The sequence below is a fragment of the Clostridium swellfunianum genome, assembly GCF_023656515.1.
Classification (GTDB): Bacteria; Bacillota; Clostridia; order Clostridiales; family Clostridiaceae; genus Clostridium_AT; species Clostridium_AT swellfunianum.
Window position 1 is genome coordinate 3,310,323 of record NZ_JAMOFV010000006.1, and the last position, 19,702, is coordinate 3,330,024.

At 33.9% G+C, this 19,702-nt stretch carries 16 protein-coding genes and 2 riboswitches; of the genes, 11 read left to right on the forward strand and 5 right to left on the reverse strand.

The genetic code is table 11. The features are described from left to right. Positions 1–114 precede the first annotated feature (114 nt). The 3 genes from NBE98_RS15600 (at position 115) to NBE98_RS15610 (ending at position 2,755) form a co-directional block, all read left to right on the forward strand. A complete protein-coding gene (locus NBE98_RS15600) occupies positions 115–801 on the forward strand; it encodes a hypothetical protein (protein ID WP_250815939.1) in 687 nt (228 codons plus the stop codon). A gap of 123 nt (positions 802–924) precedes the next feature. Further along, positions 925–1,025: riboswitch (SAM riboswitch) on the forward strand. Positions 1,026–1,142: 117 nt separating this feature from the next. Then, complete coding sequence (gene metK / locus NBE98_RS15605) at positions 1,143–2,318, forward strand: methionine adenosyltransferase (protein ID WP_250815940.1); 1,176 nt, start codon at positions 1,143–1,145, stop codon at positions 2,316–2,318. Between the two features lie 170 nt (positions 2,319–2,488). Further along, the gene (locus NBE98_RS15610; protein ID WP_250815941.1) at positions 2,489–2,755 is read left to right on the forward strand and encodes a hypothetical protein; all 267 of its coding nucleotides are present in this window, start codon (positions 2,489–2,491) and stop codon (positions 2,753–2,755) included. Positions 2,756–2,812: 57 nt separating this feature from the next. Here the strand turns inward: NBE98_RS15610 and nagA are convergent, their stop codons facing one another. After that, positions 2,813–3,946, reverse strand: coding sequence for an N-acetylglucosamine-6-phosphate deacetylase (gene nagA / locus NBE98_RS15615; RefSeq protein WP_250815942.1), 1,134 nt, complete (start codon positions 3,944–3,946; stop codon positions 2,813–2,815). 192 nt (positions 3,947–4,138) lie between these two features. Between nagA and recD2 the strand changes: the two genes are divergently transcribed. From recD2 to prfB, 6 genes are all read left to right on the forward strand, one after another. Further along, positions 4,139–6,397: an SF1B family DNA helicase RecD2 gene (gene recD2, locus NBE98_RS15620; protein WP_250815943.1), complete on the forward strand. Its 2,259-nt coding sequence runs from the start codon at positions 4,139–4,141 to the stop codon at positions 6,395–6,397. Positions 6,398–6,416: 19 nt separating this feature from the next. Next, on the forward strand, positions 6,417–7,442 hold the full coding sequence (locus NBE98_RS15625) for a hypothetical protein (protein WP_250815944.1): 1,026 nt from the start codon (positions 6,417–6,419) through the stop codon (positions 7,440–7,442). Continuing rightward, complete coding sequence (locus NBE98_RS15630; RefSeq protein ID WP_250815945.1) at positions 7,439–8,086, forward strand: ComF family protein; 648 nt, start codon at positions 7,439–7,441, stop codon at positions 8,084–8,086. Before NBE98_RS15625 ends, NBE98_RS15630 begins: the two co-directional genes overlap by 4 nt. 569 nt (positions 8,087–8,655) lie before the next feature. Further along, positions 8,656–9,192, forward strand: a complete 537-nt coding sequence (gene hpf / locus NBE98_RS15635; RefSeq protein WP_250815946.1) for a ribosome hibernation-promoting factor, HPF/YfiA family — start codon at positions 8,656–8,658, stop codon at positions 9,190–9,192. A gap of 222 nt (positions 9,193–9,414) precedes the next feature. Beyond that, positions 9,415–11,919, forward strand: a complete 2,505-nt coding sequence (gene secA, locus NBE98_RS15640) for a preprotein translocase subunit SecA (protein WP_250815947.1) — start codon at positions 9,415–9,417, stop codon at positions 11,917–11,919. A gap of 52 nt (positions 11,920–11,971) precedes the next feature. Continuing rightward, positions 11,972–13,094 (forward strand): peptide chain release factor 2 gene (gene prfB, locus NBE98_RS15645; protein WP_250815948.1). Its coding sequence is split into 2 segments (ribosomal slippage): positions 11,972–12,049 and positions 12,051–13,094, totalling 1,122 coding nucleotides; the frame shifts between segments, so codons are not numbered across the junction. 106 nt (positions 13,095–13,200) lie between these two features. Here prfB and NBE98_RS15650 read toward each other — a convergent pair. Next, positions 13,201–14,547, reverse strand: coding sequence for a M28 family metallopeptidase (locus NBE98_RS15650; RefSeq protein WP_250815949.1), 1,347 nt, complete (start codon positions 14,545–14,547; stop codon positions 13,201–13,203). A gap of 161 nt (positions 14,548–14,708) precedes the next feature. Here NBE98_RS15650 and NBE98_RS15655 point away from each other — a divergent pair, with 161 nt between their 5' ends. Both NBE98_RS15655 and NBE98_RS15660 read left to right on the forward strand, forming a co-directional pair. After that, a complete protein-coding gene (locus NBE98_RS15655) occupies positions 14,709–16,880 on the forward strand; it encodes a Tex family protein (protein ID WP_250815950.1) in 2,172 nt (723 codons plus the stop codon). Positions 16,881–16,948: 68 nt separating this feature from the next. Beyond that, positions 16,949–17,077, forward strand: a riboswitch (FMN riboswitch). Positions 17,078–17,235: 158 nt separating this feature from the next. Then, positions 17,236–17,868 (forward strand): ECF transporter S component, encoded by a 633-nt coding sequence (locus tag NBE98_RS15660; RefSeq protein WP_250815951.1) that lies wholly within the window; start codon positions 17,236–17,238, stop codon positions 17,866–17,868. Between the two features lie 77 nt (positions 17,869–17,945). Here the strand turns inward: NBE98_RS15660 and rimI are convergent, their stop codons facing one another. Genes rimI through tsaE form a run of 3 tightly spaced genes read right to left on the reverse strand, consistent with a single transcriptional unit; the run spans position 17,946 to position 19,553 of the window. Continuing rightward, positions 17,946–18,392 carry a ribosomal protein S18-alanine N-acetyltransferase gene (gene rimI / locus NBE98_RS15665; RefSeq protein ID WP_250815952.1) on the reverse strand — a complete coding sequence of 149 codons (447 nt, stop codon included), beginning with the start codon at positions 18,390–18,392 and terminating at the stop codon, positions 17,946–17,948. Beyond that, the gene (gene tsaB, locus NBE98_RS15670) at positions 18,385–19,098 is read right to left on the reverse strand and encodes a tRNA (adenosine(37)-N6)-threonylcarbamoyltransferase complex dimerization subunit type 1 TsaB (RefSeq protein ID WP_250815953.1); all 714 of its coding nucleotides are present in this window, start codon (positions 19,096–19,098) and stop codon (positions 18,385–18,387) included. The genes rimI and tsaB overlap by 8 nt, the downstream gene beginning before the upstream one ends. Further along, complete coding sequence (gene tsaE / locus NBE98_RS15675; protein ID WP_250815954.1) at positions 19,095–19,553, reverse strand: tRNA (adenosine(37)-N6)-threonylcarbamoyltransferase complex ATPase subunit type 1 TsaE; 459 nt, start codon at positions 19,551–19,553, stop codon at positions 19,095–19,097. The genes tsaB and tsaE overlap by 4 nt, the downstream gene beginning before the upstream one ends. Positions 19,554–19,702 lie beyond the last annotated feature (149 nt).

Sequence of the window (19,702 nt, forward strand, 5' to 3'; positions counted from 1 at the left end):
AATTCGTCAGTTATAAACTTATTAATAATATATATGTGGAAAGTACATGGAATATAAGAAAAACTGAATAAAATTTATAAATAATGGAATAATACCCTAATAGGAGGGATTTCCATGCGTAAAAAAATAGGTTCTATAATAATTATTGTTTTCACATTGATTTATGTTTCTGTTATGATTTATGTAAGCGGATATGATTTGGTTGAAATAGGTAGAGTAAAAGCAAGACAAGTTATAAATAGTGCTAAAAATAGTAAAATTGCATTAATATTAGAAAATAATAAAAAGCCCAAGGTCATATATGAAGATGTTAAGCAAAACTCTGAAATTGCAGTGAATAATAATACAAATAAAAATAATGTTAAGAAGTCTGAAGGAAAGCTTTATCCTTTAACTGTTATGAAAGTTAGTGATAAAGCTAAGGAAAGCAAGCTTGAAAAAATATACCTTGAAGAAAGAGAAATACGACAATCTGCAAACGATCAAACACCTATAGATTTAAATAGTATAGCTAAAGCACCAAAGAGTAAAAGTGAAACTAAGTCCAACAGCGAAAATAAAAATAATGAAGATGTATCAGTATTCAAGGTTATGACTCAATACCAGCTTACAGCTGAGGATAAGGAGCGAATACGTACGCTATCTAAGAAATTGTCACCTTTAGATCAAGAAAAAATAAATACATATCTTCAATTTATAAACGATGTCAATGCAAAGAATGCAGTTAATCTTTTAAGAGATAGACTATCCGATAAGGAATTTGAGAAAATAAAGGACATAAGCATAAAACTTAATAAGTAATAATTTTTAGAAAGTATTATCAAATTATAGTTTTGTGTAGAAAATTGAAGATATAAAGAGAAATTTTATTGACAGTTTTTTTGTGCTATGGTATTATATTTTCGAATTTAATAAGAATAATTGCTCTTATCAAGAGAGGTGGAGGGATTTGGCCCTGTGAAGCCCGGCAACCGGTTAGATAACTAAGGTGCCAATTCCGCAGCATAAAGCTTGCAAGATAAGTGATACGTTATATACGTGCCTCTTCTTGTAGAAGAGGTTTTATTTTGCAAAAGACAGCTTAGGTATAGGCTTATTAATTTGTTAATAATAATTTATACATACAGAAGGGAGATTTTGGAATGAGAAGATTATTTACTTCTGAATCAGTTACAGAAGGACATCCAGATAAAATTTGTGATCAGATTTCAGACTCAGTGCTAGATGCAATACTTGCTCAAGATCCTAATGCCAGAGTAGCGTGTGAAACAGCTGTAACTACTGGTATGGTTTTAGTTATGGGGGAAATATCAACAAACTGCTACGTTGATATTCCTAAAGTAGTTAGAAAAACTATCGAAGATATTGGTTATACTAGAGCAAAATATGGTTTTGACAGTGATACATGTTCTGTTCTTACATCAATAGATGAGCAGTCATCTGACATAGCTATGGGAGTTGACGAAGCTCTAGAATCTAAGAAAGGCGAAATGGACAAGATTGAGGCTATAGGTGCAGGAGACCAGGGTATGATGTTTGGGTTTGCTACAAATGAAACTCAAGAATTTATGCCTCTTCCGATAGCAATGGCTCACAGACTTGCAAGAAGACTTTCCGAAGTTAGAAAAAATGGAACACTTTCTTATTTAAGACCTGATGGAAAGACTCAGGTTACAGTAGAATACGAAGATGATAAGCCAGTTAGAATAGATACAATAGTTATTTCGACTCAACACAATCCAGACGTTACTCGTGAGGAAATAGAGAGAGACTTAATTGAGAACGTAATTAGAAAGATAGTTCCATCTAATCTTCTTGATGATAAGACCAGATACTATATAAATCCAACAGGAAGATTTGTTATTGGTGGTCCACAAGGAGACTCAGGTCTTACTGGTAGAAAAATAATTGTTGATACTTATGGTGGATATGGAAGACATGGAGGTGGAGCTTTCTCCGGAAAAGATCCAACAAAGGTAGACAGATCAGCTGCTTATGCTGCAAGATGGGTTGCTAAAAATTTAGTTGCAGCGGGTGTAGCCGATAAGCTTGAAATTGAGCTTGCTTATGCTATAGGAGTTGCAAAACCAGTATCAATTGAAGTTATAACTTTTGGAACTAATAAAGTTTCAGATGAAAAGATCATAGATATAATTAACAAGGTGTTTGACTTAAGACCAGCTGCTATAATAAGAGACTTGGATTTAAGAAAGCCAATCTACAAACAAACAGCTGCCTATGGCCATTTTGGAAGAACTGATATTGATCTTCCATGGGAAAGACTTGACAAGGTAGAAGAAATTAAGAAGTATTTATAATAGGTATAAGACTGCTGATAGAATCAGCAGTCTTATATTCTTTATAGGAATAACTGTTTAATTGAGGGCGTTATTACAGATAAGCTTAAAAAATGAATATTTTACTATATATCTGTTGAAAATTATAATAGCAATATTTATAGCTTATACGAACTAAAAGAGGTGATGATATGTTTTATTCATATAGCAAAAAAATGATAAAAGTCTTCCATTTTATAAGAATTTGTTTTTCGAGATTACTGATGATATCAGCAGCAATAATAATTGGAACAGCTTTGCTGTCGGTATATACTTTTATAAATTTTGTAAACACAATGTCTAGAGCCTACAGTGGTAATCCCGGCGCAGGAACAGCCATTTTAATAGTATTGATAGGAGTGCCGACTATTTCATATATATTTGAAAAAGGATTAAGTTCATATCTTCAACGTAAATAAAAACAACTAGTTATCTAGATATATCTTTTCTGGATAACTAGTTGTTTTAAATATAGCTTACACTTTTGAGAATTTTCCTGATATAATAACTTTTTGTATATTTATATCTTCATCGAACAATACTAAATCAGCATCGTAGCCTTCCTTAATAAGACCCTTTTTATCAGATACACCACAGTGCTTTGCACCGTTATAAGTAGCCATCTTTACAATGTCATAAAGAGCATAGCTATTATTCTTGTAAATATTTCTTATAGCTTTGTCTAATGTTAGTATTGATCCTGCAAGGTTTCCTTCTTTTAGTCTTGCAGCTCCATCTTTAACAAAAACGTCTTGACCACCTAGTGAGTATTTGCCTTCAGGCATTCCACAAGCCATCATTGCGTCTGTAACAAGAAGAACTTTATCAAAGCCTTTCTGTTTATAGGCAATTCTTAAAGAAGGATAACTTATGTGAATTCCATCCGATATAGTTTCAGTTGTTATGTCTGTATCAAAAATAGCTCCTACAACCCCTGGTTCTCTGTGATTAAGTGGAGTCATAGCATTGTATAGATGGGTTGAGTGGCCAATTCCCCATTTTATTCCGTCAATAGCTTCTTTATAGGATGCTTTAGTGTGTCCCATTGAAGCCACTATTCCAAGACCAGTAACATATTGGATCAGTTCTTTAGCACCTTCAACTTCAGGAGCAAGTGTTATGCTTTTAATAGCTGATATATTATGACCAACAATATATTTAAAAGTATCAATAGCAGGTGTTTCTACATAATTAGGATTCTGTGCACCTATCATATTAGGACTTATATATGGTCCTTCAAGGTGAACGCCCAATACGTTAGCGCCATCAGTTCCTTCCCTCATGCATATTGCAGCAGCTTCTACTGATTTTTTTATATCATCTAGGGCACAAGTCATTGTTGTTGGAAGAAATGAGGTTGTTCCGTAGCCAGCTATTATTTTGGAAATTGCGTTTATTGCCTCTACAGTGCCATCCATTGTATCGAAGCCGCCAGCACCATGTATGTGAACATCGATAAAACCGGGGGATAGGTAACTTCCTTGTGCATCTATTACTTCCTCGTCATTATTTTCTTCTGGATTTATTTTTTCTATCTTACCATTTCTAATTAAGACAGAACCATTCTCAATTTTATCGAGAAAAATAATCTTACAATTCTTTATAATCATAAAGCTTACCTCCGTATATATCATAAATTACAATCTGTTTATAATTAACAATATAACATAGTTTATGTCATATTTAAATAGAGAATACAGCAAATACCAAGGCTTATATGTTTATAAAACTTGAGAATTTACTTGCAAAGGAGTATTCTATTGTTATAATTACATTTATAACTAAAGTATAGGAGAGATTATATGCCAGAGATACAGGGCGTAGTTGAAGATATAGTATTTCAAAACGAAGAAAACGGATACGCTATAGCACATATAGCTGGTAATAATGAAAGAACTACAATTGTAGGAGTCATACCTTTCTTAAGTGAAGGGCAAAATTTAAAACTTTTAGGACAATGGGTCGTTCACCCTCAGTTTGGCAAACAATTTAAGGTTGAGAGTTGTCAAGAAATAGTGCCAAATACAATAGAAGGTATTGAAAAGTATCTAGCTTCAGGTGTAATTTCAGGTATAGGACCGGTTACAGCAAGAAAGATTGTAGAGAAGTTTGGTAATAAGACGTTAGAAATTTTGGATAATGATATAAATAGACTACAGGAAATAGAAGGAATAGGGGAGAAAAAAATTGATGTTATAAGAGATTCTTATTCCACTCAAAAAGAAGTGAAAAATATAATGATTTTTCTGCAGACTTACGGGGTTACTCCAAATCAATGCGTTAAAATATATAAAAAATTTGGGGAAATTTCTATAGAGGTTGTTAAAGAAAATCCATATGTTTTAACTGAACAAATATCAGGAATTGGGTTTAAAACTGCGGATAAGATAGCTAGAAGTCTGGGTGTAGAACCTAACTCTCACTTTAGAATTAGTAGTGGCATAAATTATATTATTAATGAGTTTTGTGCATTAGGTAATACTTATATGCCAATGGAACAGTTGCTTAAGGAAGGAAGAAGTATTCTTGGAGTAGCTAACGAGGATATGGAAAGAGTTATCTATAGTAACGCGCTAGAAGGAAAGCTTAAGGTAGATGTAATTGATAAACAAAAGTGCGTGCTTACAATGCCTTTTTATTATTGCGAGCTTAGTGTTACAAAAAAAATAATTACTTTAGCTTATAGTGAATATCAGCCTATAAATACAGATGTAAGCTTTGAGGTGAAGCAGTTTGAAAGAGAGAACAATATTCAATTTGCAGAATCTCAAATAGAAGCTATTGTGGGAGCAGTGGAAAATGGAATTGAGGTAATAACAGGCGGTCCTGGAACAGGAAAAACTACTATAATAAATTGTATAACCGGTATTTTTGAAAAGGCTGGAATGCGAGTTTTTATGGCCGCACCTACTGGAAGAGCTGCTAAGAGAATGAGTGAAGCTACTGGCAGAGAAGCTAAAACCATACATAGGCTTTTAGAACTCGGCTTTAGCGAGGATGAATCAGAAGAAGAGTTTATAAAGGATGAATCCTCACCATTAGAATGTGATGTCGTAATTGTAGATGAAGCGTCTATGATTGATATTATGCTTATGAACAGCCTCCTTAAAGCAATTTCTATGGGAACTAGAATCATTATAGTTGGAGATGTAGATCAGCTTCCATCTGTCGGCCCAGGAAATGTACTTAGGGATATTATCGAAAGTAAATGTGTTAAGGTTGTCAGGCTTAAACATATATTTAGACAGTCTAAAGAAAGCATGATAATAGTAAATGCGCACAAGATAAATAATAGCGAAATGCCCCTTTTGAATGAAAAGAATAAGGATTTTTACTTTATAAGAAGTGAGGATACTAATGAAATACTGAATACTGTTGTTGACCTTATAGATAAAAGGCTCCCGAAATTTAATTCTAAATGGAATAAAGCGCAGCATATTCAAGTTCTTTCACCTATGAGAAAGGGGAATCTTGGCGTTTTCAATCTAAATAAAAAGCTTCAGGATGTTTTGAATCCAAGGCACCCAGAAAAGGCTGAAAAAGAGTATAAAGAGATTACTTTTAGAGTAGGCGACAAGGTTATGCAGATTAAGAACAACTATACCATTAAGTGGACTAGAGTATTTGGAGAAGGTGAAGATGAAGGTGTAGGTGTATTCAATGGAGACGTGGGTTATATTGAGAGAGTAGATGAGGAAAATGGTGTTGTAATTGTAGTGTTTGACGAAGAAAGAAGAGTTATATATGAAAATAACTTTTTAGATGAGCTGGACCTAGCTTACGCTGTTACAATTCATAAAAGCCAGGGAAGCGAGTTCCCTGTAGTTATTATGCCAGCTTTCATGGGACCACCTCTTTTAATGAATAAGAACCTTTTATATACAGGTATTACTAGAGCTAAGCAAATGGTAGTAATTGTTGGTTCTATAAAGGCAGTTCAGTTTATGATAAGCAATAACAGAAGCTTTGAAAGATATTCAGCACTAAGATGGAGAATATCGGATATAATAAATAATGATGCTTTTAATAATGATGAGTTAAACACCAACAAAGAAATTTAGTGAATTGGGGAATGAGGATATGATAACATACAAAACATCAAGCTTTGTAAGTTATAAAGATAAAGTAAGTGAAAGCATTGTGAGTTGGAGCTATGGCAAAGAGAAAGCATTAAATGTTATTGCAGCCCCATATAGTTTACCATCGATGTTTTTAAAGATAATAATTCATTTTGCTGAAACTGGCAAGAAGACTTTATATATCACAGAGGAAGTAGATAATAATATTGAAATTTTAAGCCTGATAAAGAAACACTCTTCTTTTAGAGAGTATAGCTATGTTAGAAATGGTGTAGCTCCTGTAAACTCAACTCTTACTGTAAGCAATTATAGGAATGCAGTTAGAATTAAGGAAACCTATGATTTGGTTATTTACGATGATATTAGCAGCTTTCCGAGATATAATAACTTTGAAATAATGGACTTATTAACAAAATGTACTAATGATAAAGGAAAAATGATAGCATTTGCAGTAGAAAGTGTCTTTAAAAATCAAAGAGATATAGTTCTTCCGATAAGGGAAAATAGAAGACCTTTAGGTGAGCCGCGTTATGTACTAACTAGGCTTGATTTAAGAAGAGAAATTCCTTATATGGTTTATGATTATTTAAACTTCTCTGTAGAGAATGATAGAAAGGTCGTCATTTATGTTCCAAGCAGCGAAGCAGTACAAAATGTCTTTTCATATCTTTGCAATTTTAGAAGCAGCTTAAGCAGAAGTATTATGTATTATGTTAATGGTGAGAGTGATGATAAAGTACTTTATAACTTTGCTAAAATTAAAAGGACAATTCTAGTAACAAATGATTACAAGGACAGATTTGTTAGTCTTGAAGATACAGATGTTGTAGTTTATAAAGCAGATGATTTAGCTTTTGATTACAAAAGTTTAATTTATTTTTGCGGAAAGGCAGGAAGAAGTGATAAGCTTAGAGCTTCAGAGGTTATATTTTTGGCTAACACCGAAAGCTATGATATGGATAAAGCAAGAAATATAATCAGATACTTCAATAAAGAAGCATGGGAAATGGGATTATTAAGTTTTTGAAAGAAAGCTTATTGAGCGTAGTTTACAGTGAAAAAGAAGACTGTGTTTTATGTAGTGCCGATAATTTTTTTGAAGAATTAATCTGCAAAGACTGCTATAAAAAAATAGAATTTTATAATAAAAGTTTTAGCATAAAACATGAGTGTAAAGAAATCGAGTGTTACAGCGCGACTTATTACTCTGGTGCAATTTTGGAACTTGTACGAAGACTAAAGTATAAGAGTGACTTTGCAAGCGGTGAAGCTATGGTAGAGCTTTTAATTAGGCTTTTAAAAAATAATGTTATAGATTATGACTTAATAACTTATGTGCCTATGACCAGAAGTGCTTTAACTAAACGGGGATTTAATCAAGGGAAGTTCTTGGCTGTTTCTTTAGCAAATGCAGTGCATAAGCCAGCAAAGAAACTTATAAAAAAAATAAAAAGTACAAAAGATCAAATTGGATTAGATGCATCAAACAGATGGGAAAATGTAAGCAAATGTTTTAAATCGATAGATAAAGATTTAATAAAAAATAAGAAAATTTTACTTGTTGATGATGTTGTAACTACTGGTGCTACGGCATTTTGCTGCTGCATGGAATTATTAAAATGCGGAGCTGATAAAGTTACAGTCTTGACTGTTGCAAAAAGTAAGCTATAATAAAAATATATTAAGTTAGGTCTGTGGTTGAAAGTCGATGCCAGTCGCAGGCAAAACGATCCACGTAAGTTAAACAAAGTTTTAATGAGCATGGTGCGGCTTAGATTTAAGTCCTGCCGTGAAAAGCGAGAGGGTTAGTAGTGAGAGGTTAAGTCCGGGTAGCAAAAGCTCCAGCAGGCGAGTGTGGGGTCAAAGACCAGGTCAGCTAACTTAATTTTTAAAAAGCTTAAGTTGAATTAATTTTAACTTAAGCTTTTTAAATTTTTTGAAAAAGCTTCTGTTAATAGCTGTCAGGGATATAAATTTCAAAAGTACATATAATTATAGGGAATATAAAAAAAGTAAAGCTCCTTAAAGACGTCTCTTCAAATAAAAGATGTTAAATAATAATTATGAAAATTTGTTTAATATTTTGTGAATTTGAAATTTTGCTGTTGTTATTTGTCCAAAATAGTTATAAAATTAAATTAATAAATTAAACCAAAGAAAAGCATAAATTGTAGTTTACTAAAGTAAGCTATAAAACCAGTATATTAATACCTAATATAGGTAGAGAGGGGCTGTGTTGTATGAAGTGTAATATATTAGGAAAAAATATTGAGGTTACAGAGGGTTTAAGAAATGCAGTAGAAAAAAAGCTTTCAAGATTGGATAAATTCTTTGAAAATGAACAAGAAGCCTTTGTTACATTAAGTGTTCAAAAGGCAAGGCAAATAATAGAAGTAACTATAAGATTCCATAGTGTTTTACTTAGAAGTGAGGAAGCAAATACTGATATGTATGCAGCAATAGATATAGTAAGTGATAAGCTTGAAAGACAGATGGTTAAACATAAACAAAGACTTGAGAGAAACTACCACGTTAATGTTCCACTAAAATATAACAGCATACCAGCATATCAATTTGCTGATGACGAAGAAAGAGAACCACAAATAGTTAAAACAAAGAGGTTTGCAGTAAAACCAATGTCTGCAGAAGAGGCTGTACTTCAAATGGATCTTTTAGGACATGATTTCTTTGTATACTCTAATGATAAAAGTGGAGACGTAAATGTAGTATATAAGAGAAAAGACGGTAATTATGGTTTGATTGAACCTGAATTTTAAAAATATAAGGGCATGGGCTTAAAAGCTTATGCCCTTAAATGTTGTAAAAAACTAGTAAAAAAAATGTTAATATTGTATAATTAAATTCATAAAAGTTGAATGCAATTTCATTAGGTGATATAATCAATAAAGTATAAGTATATTGAAAATAATAAAAATTTATTTTTTCAGTAGTTTTACGGCTTTATTTTAATTTAAATAGGATAGTGAGGATGAAAAAACATGGGAATACTTGATAAGGTGTTTGGAAGTTATAGTGAAAGACAAGTTAAGAAGATACTTCCAATAGTTGATAAGATAGAAGCACTTGATTCTAAAATGCAGAGTCTTAGTGATGATGAACTTAGGGGAAGAACTCAGGAATTTAAGGATAGAATTGCTAAGGGAGAAACTTTAGAGGATATCCTTCCAGAAGCTTTTGCAGTTTGTAGAGAGGCTGCTTGGAGAGTTCTTGGAATGAAGCATTACAGAGTTCAGCTAATAGGTGGGATTGTACTTCATCAAGGTAGAATTGCGGAAATGAGAACTGGTGAAGGTAAGACTTTAGTTGCTACTTTACCAACATACTTAAATGCTTTATCAGGTAAAGGTGTACACGTTGTTACTGTCAACGATTATCTTGCTAACAGAGATAGAGAGTGGATGGGAAAGGTTTATGAATTCCTCGGCTTAAGTATTGGCGTAATTCTTCACGACTTAAATAATGATCAGAGAAGAGAAGCCTATAATTCAGATATAACTTATGGAACAAACAATGAGTTTGGATTTGACTATTTGAGAGATAATATGGTTATCTATAAGGAAGAAAAGGTCCAAAGAGAGCTTAATTTTGCAGTAGTAGACGAAGTTGACTCAATACTTATAGACGAAGCAAGAACCCCTCTTATAATCTCAGGGGAAGGAGATAAGTCAACTGAGTTATATAGAATTGCTGATATGTTTGTGAAAACTCTTCTTAAGGAAAAGGATTTTACAGTTGATGAGAAGGCTGGCGCTGTTATGCTTACTGATAACGGTGTTGAAAAGGCAGAGAAGTTCTTTGGACTTGAGAACTATACAGATGCTGCCCATATGGAAATCCAGCACCATGTTGTTCAAGCGCTTAAGGCGAATTATCATATGAAGCTCGACAAAGACTACATCGTAAAAGAAGGAGAAATTATCATTGTCGATGAATTTACAGGAAGACTTATGGAGGGTAGAAGATACAGCGATGGTCTTCACCAGGCAATAGAAGCTAAGGAAGGGGTAAGAGTACAGAAGGAATCAAAGACTCTTGCAACAATAACCTTCCAAAATTACTTCAGAATGTACACTAAGTTATCAGGTATGACTGGTACAGCTCTAACTGAGGAATTAGAATTTAGAGAAATATACGGTCTTGATGTTGTTGTTATTCCAACTAACAGACCAATGATAAGAATGGATCACCCAGATTTGGTTTATAAGACTGAGAGAGGCAAGTTCAATGCTGTAGTTGAAGAAATTGCTGAAACTCATAAAAAAGGTCAGCCTGTACTTGTTGGTACAGTAAGTATTGAAAAGTCAGAGCTTGTTTCTGCTCTGCTTAAGAAGAAGGGTGTTCCTCATCAGGTGCTAAATGCCAAGTATCATGATTTGGAAGCAGAAATAGTATCACACGCTGGTGAAGCCGGGATGGTAACTATAGCTACAAATATGGCTGGCCGTGGTACTGACATTAAGCTTGGAGAAGGAGTAACAGACCTTGGCGGTTTAAAGATAATTGGTACAGAAAGACATGAATCAAGACGTATAGATAATCAGTTAAGAGGACGTTCTGGTCGTCAGGGAGACCCAGGAGAGTCACGTTTCTATGTATCTCTTGAGGACGATTTAATGAGAATTTTCGGTTCCGAAAGACTTCAGGGAATAGTTGAAAGACTTGGACTTCAAGAGGATGAAGCTATAGAAAGCAAAATGGTTTCTTCTGCTATAGAAAACGCTCAAAAGAAAGTAGAAGGAAATAACTTTGATATAAGAAAGACACTGCTAGGTTATGATGATGTTATGAATACTCAAAGAGAAATAATCTATAAGCAGCGTTCACAAGTTCTTGAAGGTGAAAATTTAAAAGAACAAGTTCAAGAAATGATTCAACAAGTTATTCATACTGCTGTTGATTCTCATTTATCAGGTGTGGAGGAAGAGTTTGAAAATGATTTAGAGAAGCTTGTTGCTTATATGGAAGAAATTTATCTTCCTAAAGATGCAATAAATATGGGCGATCTTAAGGAGATGTCAAATCATCAAATTAAAGAAGCTATGCTAGCCGTTGCAATGCATATATACAATGCAAAGGAAGAAGACTTTACATCAGAACAGATGAGAGAAATAGAAAGAGTAATTCTTCTAAGAGTTGTAGATACTAAGTGGATGGATCATATAGACAATATGGATCACCTAAAGCAGGGTATTGGTCTTAGGGCATACAAGCAGCAGGATCCTGTTCAGGCTTATCAATTTGAAGGAAGCGAAATGTTTGATGAGATGATTTATAACATTAAAGTTGATACTATTAAGTATTTGTTCCATGTTCAAATTGAAAAGGCGCCTGAAAGAGAAAAGGTTGCTGTGGAAACTTCAACAAATGTAGATGAATCCCTTCCAAAGAAGCCAGTAACAAATGACAAAAAAGTTGGAAGAAATGATTCATGCCCATGTGGCTCAGGTAAAAAGTATAAGAACTGCTGCGGCAGATTAGCTTAAATGATAGCAGGCACTTGTGCCTGCTAAAATTTATTTATAGGAGGACTGCAAAATGTTAATGCAATACGAAGAAGCAATAAGCTCTTTAGGAAACTTAAAAAGTATATTAGATGAAATTAGGGGGTCTCTTTGACATAGGAGTCCTTAAGAAAAAGATTGAAGAACTTGATAATAAGATGCAAGAGCCTGAATTTTGGAATGATTTAAAGAAGGCGCAAAGTATTACCCAAGAAGCTAAGTGCTTAAAGGATAGGTATGACAGGTTTAATAGGCTCGAAACAGGTTTAGAGGATATAGAAATTTTAATAGAGCTTTCTTCTGAAGAGGAAGATGAAAATTCAAAACAAGAAATTGTTGTTGAAATAGAAGCCATAAGCTATGATATAGAAAAACTTAGAGTTGAAACTATGCTTTCAGGAGGGTACGATAGAGATAATGCAATAGTTACCCTTCACGCAGGTGCTGGAGGTACAGATGCGCAGGATTGGGCTGAAATGCTGCTTAGGATGTACACAAGATGGAGTTCTGACAAGGGGTATAAATTAGAAACTCTAGATTATGAACCTGGGGATGAAGCAGGGATTAAGGGTGTTACTATAAGAGTAATTGGTGAGTTTGCATATGGTTACTTAAAGGCAGAAAAAGGTATACATAGGCTTGTAAGAATTTCTCCTTTTAATGCAAATGGAAAAAGGCAGACTTCCTTTGCCTCTGTTGAAATACTTCCAGAGCTTACCGAAGATCAAGATATCGATATTAGATCAGATGACTTAAGGATAGATACTTATCGCTCAGGTGGGGCTGGAGGACAGCATGTTAATAAAACTGAATCTGCTATAAGAATAACTCACCTCCCAACAGGAATAGTAGTACAATGCCAGAATGAGAGAAGTCAACACAATAACCGAGAGTCGGCTATGAAAATGCTTAAGGCAAAACTTATACAGCTTAAGGAACAAGCTCATAAGGAAAAAATTGAAGATTTAACTGGTGAACTTAGAGATATAGGTTGGGGAAGCCAAATACGTTCATACGTTTTTCAGCCTTACACAATGGTTAAAGATCATAGGACAGGTGCTGAAGCAGGCAACATTCAAGCTGTAATGGATGGAGATATAGACTTGTTTATAAATGAATATTTAAAACAAAGCAGTAATGGAAAGCTTGATATTTAACTAGACGCTATAAAACTAAAGTTTTGATGCCTTGCTTATATTCATAGAATTAATAGCAAATGTGATAAACAGCAGCTTAGCAAAAGACTAGGCTGCTGTTTTATTACTAATGATTTCTAACTTGAATGCTGTAAAGTATTGACAGTATCAATCCTGCAATAAGGGAATACATAAATATTTTTCTATAATGTATTAACATAGGGTCGCTTCCAAAGCCTTCTTTAACTATTTCCTTTGAGACAATATTAAAAGCTCTATCAATAGCATCTGTGCTAATATACTCAACTTTATCCTCAGGTGTATGAATTTTAGACATATCACTGTCACAGAAGGTTACTGCATCGATATTATGCTTTCTAAAAGCTTCATGGTCGCTGGCATCTTCAAACAAGTAATTATAGTTTACTTTAGATTTATTAAAGGTAGAGGTTATTGAACGAACAAAATCAGTTTTATCACTGTCTGCTTTAGCACCCATTATACTAAGTGGCACTGAATTGCTGCCTATCATGTCAAAGTTGTAAGCCCTAGCATCCTTGAGTCTGTCTAAATTTTTTTCAACAAAATGATTAGAGCCCAGACAGCCAAACTCTTCAGCATTAAACGCGGCTATTATAATGTCCCTATCAGGTGGTCCTAAGGATTTTATGTACTTAGTGAATTCCAATACAAAAGAAATACCAGAAGCATTGTCTAATGCGCCGCCATAAACCATACCTGAAAGATCAGCTCCAAGATGATCGAAATGACCAGATATTACTATTGGAGGTGCTTTGGAATCTTTGCCTTTTATAACCCCAACAACATTATTTAATGTTGTTTTTCTAACATCAAAAGGGATAAAACAAACTATTTTCTTATTCTGACCTATATGCTTATTAATATCTGCAAGAGTTTCCTTTGTAAGCATTACGTACATACTGTGAAGCTTGTCTTCGTTACCCATGAAGGAACTTCTAAAGGTAAGTTTATTGTTTTCTGGTACAAAGAATACAAAACTATCCTTTCCTTTGCTTACCTGAAGAGCGGTTTCAGCTTGGTAAAGCGCATCTTTGTTATTAAATACGACATAATTGTTTTTAAAGTTAAGCATTTCTTCTTTATAATCTTTTCCATACTGATATTCCTTAAGTATCGCCCCATTCTTATCAATAATCCTCAGGAAGGGGTTATCCTGTAGTCTATGGGGATAGTTTGTTTCAAACTGATCATAGTAATTTCCGTTAAAGGGTTCAAGTCCGAGGTTTTTAAATTGATTTCTAATAAACGCAGTAACCTCCAAATTTCCTTCTGTTCCAGAGAGCCTTCCCTTAAAGTTATTAGAGCTTAAGTATGCTATTGTATTTTTTACTTCTGTGTGGTTAAAGTCGTAAAGCTTAGTACTTATATTTAAACTATTGGTAAATAATAAAAGGGTAATAATAAGTAAAAAAGAGGTAAATTGTTTTCTCAAAAATATACTCCTATAATATTGATATCTTTAAATAATATGAGTTTTTGAAACCTTATATAACTTTTTAATACTCTGAATTATAGTATAGGTCTTTTAATTTGTTACATAATTTTGTAAAATAAATAAGGGGCATAATCTAAAGAAGAAAGGTTGGGTGTTATATGGGAAGTATGTCAGAGAGATTAGCGCAGGAGTTTGTCATTAGAGCTAATCAAGTAGACAGCGTTATAGAACTTTTAGATGGAGGCAACACAGTTCCATTTATTGCAAGATATAGAAAAGAAGCTACTGGAGGATTAGATGATATAACTTTAAGAAAGCTTTCTGAAAGGCTTATATATTTAAGAAATCTAGATGAGAGGAAAGCTGATGTTATAAGGCTAATTGAAGAACAAGGAAAACTCAACGAGGAAATTAAGTTTTCTATTGATAAGGCAGAAACTTTAACAGAGGTTGAGGATATATATAGACCCTTCAAGCCTAAAAAAAGAACGAGAGCAACTATTGCAGAGGAAAAGGGACTTAAGCCTTTAGCTGAAACAATATTTTATGGAGAATTTCAATCCTATATAAAAGAATACGCAAAGGATTTTATAAACGAAGAAAAGGGTGTTAAGGACGAGGAAGAGGCTCTTCAAGGAGCTATGGATATAATAAGCGAAATGATTTCAGATGTAGCTGATTATAGAAAGTGGATAAGAAGTTTGGTACATAGAGAAGGTTTGATTGAAACAACCGGAAGCTCTGAGGAGCCTACCCCTTATGAAATGTACTATAACTACAGCGAGGCAGTAAAAGCTATACCTCCACATAGAATACTAGCCATTAACAGAGGAGAAAAGGAAAAGATTTTATCTGTAAAGGTTACTGTAGATAATGAGAAAATAATACAATATTTAAATATAAAATGCTTGAAGGAAAACAAGCAGACTGATTATTATATTGCAGAAGCAATTAAGGATGCGGTTAAGAGGCTTATATATCCTTCAATTGAAAGAGAAATTAGAGCAGATTTAACTGAAAAAGGTGAGCATGGAGCTATAGAAATATTTAAGGCAAATCTTAAGGCACTTTTAATGCAGCCACCTGTAAAAGGAAAAGTAGTTTTAGGTTATGATCCTGGATTTAGAACAGGCTGTAAAATTGCTGTGCTTGATGATACCGGAAAGTTTCTAGAACAGGCAACTGTTTATGCAACAGCACCTCAAAATGATGTAGAAGGTTCTATAAAGAGGCTTAAGGAACTAGTTTACAAGTATGATGTTGAAGTTGTATCTCTCGGTAATGGAACTGCCTGCAGAGAATCGGAAGAAGTTTTAGCAAGACTTATTAAGGAAGTTAAAGAAGAGAGGGGCAAGGAGCTTTACTATGTGGTTGTAAGTGAAGCTGGAGCATCGGTTTATTCTGCCTCAGAGCTTGCATCAAAAGAGTATCCTGATATAAACGTTTCTATAAGAGGAGCTATATCTATTGCAAGAAGACTGCAAGACCCACTTGCCGAGCTCGTAAAAATCGATCCTAAATCTATTGGTGTTGGACAGTATCAGCATGATGTCGCACCAAAGAAAATGGATGAATCTCTAAGCGGAGTTGTAGAGGACTGTGTTAACAGCGTTGGAGTAGATTTAAATGTGGCAACACCGTCACTCTTATCTTATATATCAGGTATTAATGCGACAATAGCTTCAAATATTGTTGCCTATAGAGAAGAAAATGGAAAGTTTAAAAGCAGAAAAGACCTTTTAAAGGTTAAGAGACTTGGAGAAAAAGCTTTTGTTCAGTGTGCAGGCTTTTTGAGAGTTATGGAAAGCAATGAACCCCTGGATAATACTGCAGTACATCCAGAATCTTATAATGCGGCTAAAGAACTTTTAAATATCCTTGGTTATACTAAGGAGGATTTAAAGATAGGAAAACTTCAAGATATAGATGGCAGAGTCAATGTGGAAGGCATTGATAATTTAGCTGCTAAGCTAGGTATTGGAGTACCTACTCTTAGAGATATCATAAAAGAAATTAAAAAACCAGGGAGAGACCCAAGAGAAGAGCTGCCAACTCCTATATTTAAAACAGGAATTATGGAACTGTCTCAGCTTAAGCCTGGCATGTATTTAATGGGAACAGTAAGAAATGTAGCTGACTTTGGAGCCTTTGTAGACATTGGAGTTCATCAGGATGGTCTTGTACACAAGAGCCAGCTTGCTGACAGGTTTGTAAAGCATCCACTTGATGTTGTTAAGGTTGGAGACATAGTTCAAGTTAGAGTATTAGAAGTGGATGAGAAGAGAAAAAGAATATCTTTAAGCATGAAAAAAGAAGTGGTAGCACAATAATATTTTTAAAAAATACTTGTCAAGGTTTTTAAAAAGTTATATAATAAAGATGTAAAAAATTTAACAATGATAATCTTCAGGGCAGGGTGACTAAGAAATTAGGATTCCCGACCGGCGGTAAAGTCCGCGAGCTAAATTTTAGCAGATTCGGTGTAACTCCGAAACCGACAGTAAAGTCTGGATGGAAGAAGATGACTAGGTATAGTCTGTTTGCCCTGACAATTTTTTGTCGGGGCTTTTTATCTTGTAATTATACTTCATGCTGTACCTAAATTACCCTGAAAGATATCATTTCCATTGCTGAATTAATTTTAAGATTCAGCACAAGCTATAATCAAATGGAGGGGTATCTATTATGAAAAACCAAAATCTAAACAAGCTCGTAAAAATCTCACTACTAGGAGCTATGGCGTTTATTTTAATGTTCTTTGAATTAAGACTGCCGTTGTTTCCGGACTTTTTGAAAATCGATATTAGCGATGTGCCTGCATTACTTGGAGCCTTTGCACTTGGTCCAGTATCAGGAGTTGTGATTGAATTTTTGAAGAACTTACTACACGGATTTATAAAAGGTTCAAGTACAATGTGGGTAGGAGAACTTGCGAACTTTATAGTGGGTTCAGCTTATGTGTTCACAGCTGGAGCAATATATAAGAGAAATAAATCTAAGAAAACAGCTATACAAGGAATGGTTATTGGGATACTAGCTATGGTTATTGTAGCATCAATAGTTAATTACTTTGTATTAATACCATTTTATGCTACTCTTTATCATATGGATATTAAAGGAATTGTTGCAATGGCTGCGAAGGCTAATGCTAGGATAACTAGCTTATGGGCATATGTTTTGTGGGCGGTAATACCATTTAATGCCATAAAGGGAGTGGTAATAGCTGCAATAACTGCTCCTGCATATAAGAAAGTATCTCCTATATTCCATAGAGAAGCGTTAGTAGATACTAAGAAAGAAAAGTTAAATCAAATATAATGAAAAATGAAACCTTCTTAAATTCTTATGTTTATAAGAATTTAAGAAGGTTTATCTTTTAAGTGAGTATTATTGAATTATACTTTGTGTTTCCACATTATAACTGCGTCTTCTTTTGTATCCGCATAGTAACCTTTCCTAATACCTGCTTCTATAAAGCCATGTTTCTTATAGAGGTTTTGAGCAACTGTATTAGATTTTCTTACTTCTAAGGTCATGGAAGCTATGCTTTCTAATTTACAAAGCTCTATTAAAGCTTCCACAATCATATCTCCAGCACCTAGGCCTCTGTATTCAGGATGAACGGCAATATTGGTTATGTGCCCCTCACCAAGGATATTCCACACACCTCCAAAACCTATTACCAATCCATCCTTAATTGCAATTACATATCGAGCAAGTTCATTTTCAAGTTCTTTTTCAATAGATTCTCTTGTCCAAGGAGTTTTAAAGCTTAAGGTGCTTATATAAAGCACTTGATTTACATGGGTTTCATTAAAAGGGACTATTTCTATCTTATTCATTGCTGACTATCCTCATCTTCTCATCATACTCTCTTTCAGCTTGAGGTTTTCTTAAATAGATAGGAGCAGAGGTATAGAGATCATCATGCATGCCTTGCTCTAAAAGTTTCATTCCTAATTCTCCAAGAGAAGAGGCACGAACTAAATTAAGATGTTTTGGAGCAAATAAAACTGAACTTAAGCATTCAGATAGTTTAACTCTAAACTTGTCTACAGCATCGCCTATGAAAGTTGCAGACGTACCCTCCTTATTAAGCATTTCTATTAGTTCATCTATATGCAGAATCATATAGTCACTATTCTTAACTAGGATTCCATTTTTAAAAGAGTAGAAAGCTGTGTAAACATTGTCTCTTAAAGCATCAAGGATAGGGCAGATTATTCCATCAGTATATGCCATATTGTGGGCTAAAGCGTCCAATGAAGAAATAGAAACAAAAGGCTTGCCGCTTCCCTGGCTCAATCCTTTGATCATAGACATTCCAATTCTAAGCCCTGTAAATGAACCGGGACCTTTAGAAACAACGTATCCATCTATATCTTTTATGTTAAGCTGAAGATTTTTTAGAAGGTTATCCACTAGAGGCATAAGCACAATGGAGTGCTGCTTCTTGTTATTTAAGCTTATCTCCCCTAGAAGTTTTTCATTATCCAACACTGCGCAGCTTGCTGACTCTGTAGCTGAATCTATACTTAGAACTATCATAACTTAATCTCCTTTAAATAATCATATCTTTCGCCATAGGCTTCTATAGTAATTTTTCTATAGCCTTCACCACATTCAGGCAACTTTTCGATATGTATTGTTATATTCTCTCTTGGAATTAATTCATCAATATAATTCGCCCATTCCACTATGCTGACTGCTTCTGAAAATATATATTCATCAAATCCTATTGCGGCTATCTCGTCAGGATCATTAACTCTGTATACATCAAAATGGTAAAGTTTAAGTCTGCCATCATATTCATTAACTATAGTAAAGGTAGGACTAGTTATGTAATCTTCAATCTCAAGTCCTTTTGCTATTCCTTTTGTTATATGTGTTTTACCTGTGCCTAAATCGCCTATAAGGCAAATTATATCTCCAGGTTTTGCGAGAGAACCAACCTGCCTGCCTAGTTCTATTGTTTGTTCTACTTTATCTACAATAAATTCCATAAAAATTCACTCCCAAAATACTGCTTTTCGAGCTAATACAGTCTTATATAATATTAAAACACATAAATAAAAAAAGCAATTCTTATAATATTATTGACAGTATGGTAACTTTTAATTTGCATAATACGTATAACTTATGTAAAATAATA